Genomic DNA, 10392 nt, shown 5'->3' with positions numbered 1-10392 from the left:
TAGCGCGAAAATATGTTCGCGCTCAGTCTTCACTTCTAACAAGTGAAGCTTAAGAATATCTCGTTATCGGCGGGAGTTAATCAGGTTAACTATTTGATTTAAAAACTAAGGTTGCCAGTCATTGTAGGACTGATGGATAGTTTGATAAATCTGGCTTAATTCTCCAGTCTGCCGCAGTAGCTCAATCATGCGAGTCAAATATGCATCAACGACATCCCCTTCGGGGCCCTTGGCAATCACAAACACATCTTCAAAATAACCAAAGTCTTCACGGTGGATATTATGCAGTTTCAACTGTTTTAGCATCATATCGGCCTCTTCCTGCGCCCAAACGAACGCATCGATACGGCCACGGGAAAGTTTTAGCAAAGAACGTTTAATGGTTATTGAAGGTTCCGCAGGGATAGGCATGTAATCTGGAATCGCCTCCACCGTAAATACGCGCCCCGTTTGCTGCTGATCAAATAACATGGCCTTCGTTATCGGCTTATCTACATTGGTATAAAGCACGTGGGTGACTTGCCCAAATGAAACAGAACTAAAACGGTAAGGTAAGGCATCTAACGCGGCATTATTACGGATTGCAGGCAAACCAAAATCAGCACGACCAAGCGTCACCCCTAGCATCGCCCGTGAAAGCGGGAAAACCTTAATCTCAATTTCAACCTCAGGATCTGCCCTATCAATTGCTTTAACCAGTTCCACAAATGGTCCAGTGCCATCGGCATTAATTAATCCAGGGATCTCCCCTAAATAAGCCGTCATCTGCCGCTTGCCGCCAGCATTAATGACAGCATTAATGACAGCATCATCCGCGGCATAGGCTGGGGTGAAAATGCAGTGAAGGAAAAGCGCAGAAAAAATACACAAGGTAATAAAGTGACTAAACATGAGTCGTCCCTCTGTGGCTTTCTCAAGCTTAGCAGACGACAACGATTGTGGCTTTCATTCTTCGCGTCCAAATCACTTGTTATTATGCCTCTATTTCTTCTGCGAGCGTGTTAGGCCATAGCTATTCATCATGGTCTCAAAAAGCCCGTTCGAGTAACTCGTTGTGAAGTTGCCGACGTTAAGTCAATCCGTGAAGATGGGGCAGTTTGGATATCGAAAATGATTGTACGTTAAGAGCAAAATTTGTTCAGTTCATAGATCTAACCTATTGATTGTCTACGCTGCTTATCGTTTTTAAGTTGTCGCATAAAGGCTGTCGCATTTAAGTTAACGCATTAATATGATTACATGCTGTAATGCCTTATGTCATTGGGCTACACCCAAATGAGAGAGGCTACATCAGAAACCCTACCGTACAATAATTTTCGATACCCAAGTTCACCCCAAGATCTACTTAAAGTTACTCGAGCTGAATTTGCTGCCACGATGGGGGTGCACTTTTTGCCAATACAGTTAATTCGATTCAACGGAATATGGTTCATAACTTGAGTTAAGCAAAAGTTGGAACGATTACAATGAAAAAACATCCCTCATTTCAAAGTTCAGAATAGTGTTCATCACTAATATTTATTAGCAACTGACTATAAGTTTTTATTCAATTGACTAATAGCATCCACTACTTGCCTCGCTCCTGACTGAATGTCATTCATTACATGTCCAGCATCTGTAGAAAGTTCAAGTGCTTTCTGAGCCTTTTCCATGCCTTCTTCTATCAATGAAACCGCTTTTTCCGTTAGTTTTTTATTTTCTCCAACTACATTGATGATTTCTTCAGTTGCAGAGCTGGTTCTATTAGCAAGCTGCCGAACTTCGTCAGCAACAACAGCGAAACCTCGTCCTTGGTCGCCAGCTCTTGCGGCTTCTATTGCTGCATTAAGAGCAAGTAGGTTCGTTTGATCTGCAATACCGCGTATACTTTCCACCAATTCAGCGACTTTCATGGACTGAGTATTTAGATCGAATATACCTTTACTTGCATCCCCCATCTGAACTGAAAGTTCACTCATCGTTTGAATTGTAGATTGAATCACTTTTTTACCAATTATCGCATCCGAGTCACTTTTATTAGAAATTTTATAAGCAATTTCAGACGTTTGAGAAATAGCGAACTCTCTATTCATTTGTTCCGTAATAACTGTCGCAAACTTCACGACTTTATATAACTCACCACTATCATCGTGTATTGGATTATAAGATGCTTCCAGCCATACCGGATTACCATGACTATCAAATCGCTTAAAACGACGTGATACAAATTCACCCGCTTTCAGTTGTAGCCAAAAGTTCCGATATTCTTGTGATTCCGTTTCATGTGGATCACAAAATATTTTATGATGTTTACCCATGATTTGGCTTTTAGAGTAGCCCATTGCTTTTAAGAAATTATCATTAGCATTTAATATAATCCCATCTAAACTAAACTCAATCACGGCAGAAGAACGGTTTAATGCTACAAGCATATCTTCTATTTCTTTTGATTGAGAAATCGTTCGAGTTAGCTCTATGGAGTACACCTCCAACAGGACAATACCGTCTTCAACTCGGACTTTAGGTTGAATAATGGCTCTATACCATGCTTCTTTACCGCTGTTAGTTTCAAGTTGTAAAGCACCATGCCAGTGTGCTTTGCTATTTATGCATGAAAACATCCGTTTACAATGATCTTTACCTAAAGATTTCTTAAGCATGAAATTTTTAAGCTGCTTCCCTATCAGCTCTTTTTCCTCATATCCACATGATGTTAAAAAAAGTGAATTGGCTTCCACTATTTTCCCATCCGCGCTTAAAGAAAAGTACAGCATCTCTTTTCTAAGACCTTCTTGAGTTTCTTGAAAAGAAGATAGCTCCTTTTCTAGTGCAGTAATTTTCGATAGGAGTTTTTTTTGAAAAAACATACTCTATTTCCTTATGAGTTAATTTCTGTGTCTGAGAAGTTTTAACCTTACTCTTCTCACTCTCCTTAATACTTACACCTTCTGAGGACATATCTAAGACGATTTGAGTAAAATATAGTCTGATTTTTCAATGTCAGAATAAAAATATACCAAGTAACCTACTAAAGACTTAAGCTCGCTATTTGATTGCGTCCGCGCTCTTTCGCAAGATACAACTGCTGGTCTGCAGTTTCGATAAGGGACTGCCAGGTCAAATCTTGTCTTGGTATAACGCTGGACACACCTGCACTAATTGTCACTTCTTTAAAACTAGAATCTACATGCTCAAGGTGTAAAGCTTGCACAGCATTCACTATGTTCTGTGCCATATGCATCGCACCAGAAATCGGGGTTTCTGGCAAGATGCAAATAAATTCTTCACCGCCATAACGGGCAACAAAATCTATCCCGCGCTGCAGAGAATTGCTAATAGCTTTTGCAACCTGTCGCAAACATTGATCGCCTTCCTGATGACCATAATGGTCATTAAAACGTTTAAAAAAGTCCACATCTAGCATCACCACCGACAAAGCGAGTTGGTTACGGCAGCAGTGTTTCCAAAGTTCGGGGAGTCGCTGCTCAAACTGACGTCGATTGGCGACGCCCGTTAAACTGTCAAGCAGCGCGATAGAGTGCAACAGATCGGATTGTCGCTTGAGGGTATACTGATTCTTTACCCGCGCAGTGGTGATGATTGGATTTATTGGTTTATGGATAAAATCGACTGCACCCAGCTGAAAACCTTTAACTTCTTGCACTTCATCAAAATGAGCCGTGACAAAAATAACCCCAATACTCGCGGTTTCTGGATCGGCTTTAAGATGTTGGCAAACGTCAAAACCCGACATACCAGGCATTTCGATGTCTAACAGCACTAAATCTGGCTGTACCTTCTGGCATATGGCTATCGCCTGCTCACCATTGGTCGCCATAAACAACTCATACTCTTCATTAAAGAGTTGATGCAATATTTTGATATTGAGCGGCTGATCATCAACGATAAGGATCTTGCCTTTCTCACTTTGTGGCCGAGCCATTAATTCTGCAAGATACATTACGCCCCCTCCAACATGATAATCCGTAGCGTGTCTAATGCCTGATTAAAATCGAGTGCTTGCACCTGCCCATGCAACATTTGCCACTGTGGATGGCCTGATAACGAACTTGCTAACTGGTCGGTTAAGGCCATAGCTTCTAAATTGTTCTCTTTTAATAGGGTCATTAGGGTATTAAGGTCCGTTTTAACACTCTGCATCGATGCCGAAGAATATACTGACTTTTCTACATTATCGCTAATAACTGGAGTAGATTCTTCCGCCTCAAAGTAAATTGAAAGTTGCTGACTACTCTGATGGATAAGTTCCTCTAGCCTATCTGTCCAACGCTTAATATCGATAAGCTCAGGGCATTCTTGCTTAAACTGTTTCTCTACGTAAGCGGCATGCGCAGCTAAACGTCGTGCGCCAAAATTACTGGCAATGCCTTTAATACCATGACTAATCGCCGCAGCAGTTGAATAATCAAAAATTTTAGTCGATTGTTTAAACTGATTTAGTTGCTTCAGCATTTCAGGGGCAAAACTTTTGGCCATTTTTTGGAAGAACGACTGATTACCGCCAAAACGACGCAGAATAAGACGTATATCATCTAATAACTGTCCATCATTAAGGTCCTCAGTAGCTTCGGGCCACTGCCTTTCATAATCTTCTGAAGTTACATCGTCACGTCCGACTAAACGTAAAATACTCGGTAGTAGTAATGGCATATCAATGGGTTTGCCTACATGATCATTCATACCTGCATTAAGGCAATCTTGCCTATCGGACTGTGAAGCATTCGCTGTCATTGCAAGTATGGGCAGTGCAGAAAAACGTCCATCAGCACGGATACGGCGAGTCGCTTCGAGTCCATCTATGTCGGGCATTTGCACGTCCATAATAACGATATCGAATAAATCGCCACTTTCTAATACTTGATATATACCTTCTAATCCCCCGTCAGCGAGCACTACGCTTGCACCTTCGTAACTCAATAACTCATCGACAACTTGTCGGTTTAACTGATTATCTTCGACGACTAGAATGCTTAACCCCGATAGCAGCCGCTGCGAAGGTGGCTTGGCAGGCACCTCCATTGTCTTACCTTCGATAGCATTAATTAGGGCTTCAGCTAATATCTGCGAAGTTACCGGCTTAGTAAGAAAATTAACGAAGGGGACATTTTTTATATGCTGACTTTCGGCAATCACTTCATGCCCGTAGGCAGTCAGCATCACCACTAATGGGATGTGGCTACCTGAAGTCGAATTTTGTATCATCTCAGCCGTCTGTAGCCCATCAAGGTCAGACATTCTCCAGTCCATTAAAACAACATCAAAGGGCTTTGATTGCTTTACCTTATCAAGGGCTTCGTAACCGCCAGATGCAGTTTCAACTTCACAACCGAACCCCGTTAACACTTTATGTAAAATCTCTGTTGTTAGCTGATTATCATCAACTACCAAAATACGATATTTAGCGAGATCAATCCGCTCACTCTCTTTCTCCGTCATGATTGGAAACGACACATCAAACCAAAAACGACTGCCTACCCCAATTTGACTTGTTACCTGTAACTGCCCCCCCATGAGCTCAACGAGCCTTTTACTGATCGCTAATCCTAACCCTGTGCCTCCAAAACGACGAGATGTTGAAGATTCTGCCTGTTCAAAACCAGTAAAAATCCGTTCAATCTGCTCGTCACTGATACCAATACCCGTATCGGTAATTGAAATTTGTACTGTGACTGTATCTGCCTCATGGCGTAAACATTCAATACCAACAATCACTTGCCCATGTTGAGTGAACTTTAATGCATTGCCCGCTAAATTAACGAGGACCTGCTGTAATCTAAGTTGATCGGCTAATAGCCAAGACGGCAAAGCAGTGTCTAGGTCAAACATCACCTCAACATCTTTTTCGCCATGGTTACCCGATAGCACAACGGCAAGGTCGCGCATCAGCAATTCAATCGAACAAGGATGAGGATCTAGGGTGAGTTTTCCCGCATCTATCTTAGAGAAATCAAGGATGTCATTTAATAACCCTAACAATGACTTCGCTGCGATTTGTGTTTTATTAATATAATCTTGTTGCTGCACAGAAAGTGCAGTGTGTTGAATGAGTTGTAGCATGCCTAATACGGCATTCATTGGGGTGCGAATTTCATGGCTCATATTGGCTAAAAATGCAGACTTAGCCGCACTCGCCGCATCGGCCTCCTGCTTAGCTTCTCGCAAGCTTTCTTCCAATTGTTGCTGTTCAGTGATATCTAAATTAATCCCAATCACTCTAATCGCATGACCCTGTTTATCGCGCTCTACTTGGGCGGCTGCCTGAACGAAGCGAATCGAGCCATCTGTCCTTACCACCCTAAAAATAGGGTCATATTTCGCCGTTCCTTCAACAGCGCCTTTCAATTTAGCATCAGCAAAAGCAATATCGTCAGGATGAACCCGCATCGACCAGTGCTCATAGGTTAATCCTTGTTCACGAAGACTTTCAGGCTGATCGTAAATCGCAAACATACGTTCATTCCATTCAAGCGAATTACCGAGCAGATTCCAAGTCCAGATACCTAACTGAGCCACTTCGGCGGCCTTACTTAAATGGTTACTGGCCGTCATCAGTGCTTGTTGCTGCAGTAACATCAGTGAAATATCGACGCCAATGCCTAAATAACCAATAATCTCGCCAACACTGTCCCGCATCGCAGTGACAGAAAGTGACACTTGAAACTGGCTACCGTCTTTACGCACATAGGTCCAATTGCGGGTTTCCGAACCTTCGGCTCTTGCCTTATAGATGAAAACATCAAAGCCTTGAATGTCGTGACCATATTCAGCGGAGAGCTCCGCAGACCTGACCATTACCTCCTCTGGCAAATGCAGAGGCGCAGGGGTAGATTGACCTATCATTTCCTCGGCTGAATAACCGAGTAAGCGCTCTGCTCCACGGTTAAAAATGGTGATATTCCCTTGTACATCAGTGGCTATGATGGACATTTCAGAGGCGGCATCGAGCACGTTAGTCAGTAATGACCCTAAGTTATTTTTCTCAATCTGTGTCAACTTACGGTCGGTAATATCAATCCTTAATGCCACAAAACGTTCAATTTTACCGTATTCATCAAATACTGGACCAATCACAGTATCGAACCATTTCAACGTTTGGTGCTTATCACGATTGCAGATTTCACCGTGCCAAGACTGTCCCACGTTTATCTGTTGCCACATAGCTCGCCAGAAAGATGCATCATGTTCACCTGACTTGAGTATTGCATGGGTTTTCCCCACCAGTTGCTCACGCGCATAGCCACTAATACGGCAAAAATTATCATTCACCTCTAAGATGACGCCATTGGGGTCAGTAACGGAATAGAGTAGCTGTTGATTAATAGTGTCGAGCAAGGTTTGGTTTTCGAGTAACGCCTGCTGCAGCGCATGGGTACGCTTGGCTACTTGCCGTTCGAGACTCGCATTTAAGCTCAATATATATCGCTCAGCTTCCTGCTGCGCCGTAATATCGCGGATCGTTTGACTCATACCTACTATGTTGCCGTGTTCGTCGTAAATAGGCATGGCTGTTGTCGAGGTTGATAAATGGCTACCATCTTGTCGTTGATGGCTAGATATCCGATTTAATAAGGTTTTCCCCGCTAACACTTCGGCGAATAATGCTCTTTCTTGCTGCACTATGCTGGCAGGAATAATCAATTTACAACACGACTGGCCAAGAGCGTGCGCCACGGTATAACCAAATAACTGCTCCGCACCTCGGTTCCAACTGGTAATTTGGCCTTTAGTGTCATAACTGATAATGCCATCGAGGGAATGCTCCAGCATGTTAGCGCGCCTTGCCTGCTCAAGTTGTACTTGTTTCTTACGCTGCAAACTAATAGACCACATGGCAATTAACGCAGCTAAAAGCAGGCTAAACAAACTGCCACTTAACAGCACTAAACTGGACTGATTAAGACGCAGTGACTTAATAAATGATGGATAAGCGATGACTTCTATCTGCCATTGACGCCCAAAAATGTCTTTCGTCATTTTATGGCGATATGCAGATAGTGGAGACGCATCATCAGGGTGTGTTTCAAAAAAACTGATGGGGTGCTCAGCTTGGGTGATATCGCTAAGGAGCAGCTTAGTCATCTTTTGATTTAGCGCTAACCCAGTCAGTACTTCATTCGTCACTAAGGGTGCATAACTCCAACCATACCCAGCTGAAAGTCTTTCCTGTTGTGTTTTAGGTACTAAACCCGTGCGATAAATAGGCTGCAGAATTAAGAATGATTGTAGCGGCCTGCCCGTAGCCTGCACTAATGTGATGGGTGCAGATAAACGCACTTCACCGGATAACATAGCCGCATCGGCAGCGGCTTTACGATGTGCCTCTGAGGCAATATCTAAGCCAACGGCAGCTTTATTGCGGTCTACTGGCTCAATATATTCAATAACGTATCTTTCACCATCATGAGCGTTAAGTTGGCGAATATTAAAATCAGGCCAATCATCTTGACGAACTCTTGCTATAAATGCCGCTTCATCGGCACTGGGTACTCGACGAATAAAGCCAAATCCACGGGCGCCGGGAAACTCATGGTCCACATCCCGCGTTAAACTATAGCGATGGAAGCTAGCACGACTAATTCCATGCTCACCCGCAGTGACTATCGTACCGCGTGCACCGCGTAAACCATATTGATATAAGGTGATACGGTTAATCACGTTCTCACTGATTTGCTCCGCGTTTTCGCGCAAGGCTTGCTCAATCGTTTGGGCGTTCATGCGCCCCGTCAACCCTGTTAATAACGCGCTTAGCGCCAATCCAATCAACAGGACTAATAAGCCCCATTTCGAAGCATTTTTATAACTCATGGACAAGTGCATAAACGCCTAATATCTTATAATCAGAGAGTTATGATTTTGGACTAATAAAAATCCTTTTGCCACTCAACAAATATCAATAAACAATAAATGCGCTAAATGTTGCAAAAATTTGATTTAAATGAATTAAACTTTTCAGCGTTCCTTGTGACCATCAGTAGTGATGATCAATGTATATATCTCGTCACAAAAGCACTACGCACAGCGATACACCGCCCGAACGATTTGGTTGCGCACTATGGTGGTGAGAAATTTATTTGTCTATTACCGGACACTCAGCATTTAGGCGCGATGAACATAACTCAACTCATCGTCAACTCAGTGCTAACCTACATATGCTCTAGTTTCCAAGCGGTCACCATTAACTGGCGTTACGAGTATTCAACCTCATTTAATGCGCGTGAAATTACCCTAGTATCCTAGGTTGGGTTTCGTGGTTCGGTGCCTATTATTCTGGCTATATATCCGCTGATTTATGGCCTGCCTGGTGCCAGTCTTATTTTTAGCGTAGTGTTTTTCGTCGTGTTAATTTCAGCGACCATACAGGGGTCAACATTACCATGGATTGCACGCGCTTTAGGACTCACGCAACCGCCTCCTGCGACACCTGCAGCGACACTGGAAATTACTGCTTTAGGCGATGTGGATGCTGACATTGTCGAGTATCAATTGGGCGATACCTCACGCGCTTCTGGTCGCCGTTTATCCCAAATGGCTTTACCTGACGGTACAGTATTGGAGATGATAACCAGAGGAAACAATGTAATTCCACCTAGGGGATCAACCTTCCTATATGCTGGCGATCATTTATTTATTGTGATGAAACCCGATGTGCGTGAGTTTGTTGATCTGGTTTGCTCTGGTGTTGCAGAAGCCAATCATTATGAATTACCTACGAGTGAATTGAAGTTGAAAGGCTACACCAAAGTAGCAGATTTAAAGCACTCCTACGGTATTGAACTCTCTGCTAATGATAATTTGTCATTAGATGGAAGCAGGTGAACTTAAGTACTTAAGCCAAATAAAACGTATCATAAGCGAGCAGTTTAAAGAACCTGAGGACGAATTCATCCGCTTTTTTGCTTCAAGAGCCTACGATGGTGTTCTCACACCCAAAGTGAAACACCAATTCGCAGAGATTACGCATAAAGCACTAAGACAATTTCTAAGCGACAGTATCAATGAACGATTAAAATCTGCTATTGGTGGGGATAAGCCAGTTGTTGAAGATAAAAACTCAAGCGAGTCTTTAATAATTTCCGATGACGAAAAAATTAAAGTCATTACAACAGATGAAGAAATAGAAGGTTTCAATATTATTAAAGCCATCTTGAGACAAAAATTAGAAGTAAACAGAATTATTGCGAGAGATACACAAAGCTACTTTGGTGTGTTACTAGATGACAACAATCGTAAGCCTTTATGTCGATTGCACTTTAATGCTAAACAAAAATACCTTGGATTAATGGATGCTAATAAAAATGAAACTCGTCATCCCATTAGTTCAGTAGACGATATTTTTAATTATAGTGAACAACTACTTACTACAGTCACTTTTTACGAGTAATGATTTAAATA

General features: G+C 42.5%; 6 protein-coding genes and 1 pseudogene. 3 read left to right on the top strand and 4 right to left on the bottom strand.

The window, feature by feature from the left end; all coding sequences use genetic code 11:
* Window positions 1–105: 105 nt before the first annotated feature.
* From Q4Q46_RS17360 to Q4Q46_RS17345, 4 genes are all read right to left on the bottom strand, one after another.
* Window positions 106–891 (bottom strand): type 2 periplasmic-binding domain-containing protein, encoded by a 786-nt coding sequence (locus Q4Q46_RS17360; protein ID WP_311906593.1) that lies wholly within the window; start codon window positions 889–891, stop codon window positions 106–108.
* 641 nt (window positions 892–1532) lie between these two features.
* Window positions 1533–2846, bottom strand: a complete 1314-nt coding sequence (locus Q4Q46_RS17355; RefSeq protein ID WP_311906592.1) for a methyl-accepting chemotaxis protein — start codon at window positions 2844–2846, stop codon at window positions 1533–1535.
* A gap of 161 nt (window positions 2847–3007) precedes the next feature.
* Window positions 3008–3940: a diguanylate cyclase gene (locus Q4Q46_RS17350; RefSeq protein WP_311906591.1), complete on the bottom strand. Its 933-nt coding sequence runs from the start codon at window positions 3938–3940 to the stop codon at window positions 3008–3010.
* Window positions 3940–8817, bottom strand: a complete 4878-nt coding sequence (locus Q4Q46_RS17345) for a PAS domain S-box protein (protein WP_311906590.1) — start codon at window positions 8815–8817, stop codon at window positions 3940–3942. Before Q4Q46_RS17345 ends, Q4Q46_RS17350 begins: the two co-directional genes overlap by 1 nt.
* 96 nt (window positions 8818–8913) lie before the next feature.
* Between Q4Q46_RS17345 and Q4Q46_RS17340 the strand changes: the two genes are divergently transcribed.
* The 3 genes and pseudogenes from Q4Q46_RS17340 to Q4Q46_RS17330 form a co-directional block, all read left to right on the top strand.
* Window positions 8914–9237 (top strand): diguanylate cyclase domain-containing protein, encoded by a 324-nt coding sequence (locus Q4Q46_RS17340; protein ID WP_259400050.1) that lies wholly within the window; start codon window positions 8914–8916, stop codon window positions 9235–9237.
* 18 nt (window positions 9238–9255) lie between these two features.
* Window positions 9256–9816, top strand: a complete 561-nt coding sequence (locus Q4Q46_RS17335) for a TrkA C-terminal domain-containing protein (protein ID WP_311906589.1) — start codon at window positions 9256–9258, stop codon at window positions 9814–9816.
* Window positions 9809–10381: pseudogene (locus tag Q4Q46_RS17330) on the top strand (restriction endonuclease); the annotation flags it as partial. The gene Q4Q46_RS17335 and the pseudogene Q4Q46_RS17330, both read left to right, overlap by 8 nt.
* Window positions 10382–10392: the final 11 nt, after the last annotated feature.

The sequence above is a fragment of the Shewanella vaxholmensis genome, assembly GCF_031932135.1.
Classification (GTDB): Bacteria; Pseudomonadota; Gammaproteobacteria; order Enterobacterales; family Shewanellaceae; genus Shewanella; species Shewanella hafniensis.
This window is presented reverse-complemented; position numbering and strand designations above follow the sequence as displayed.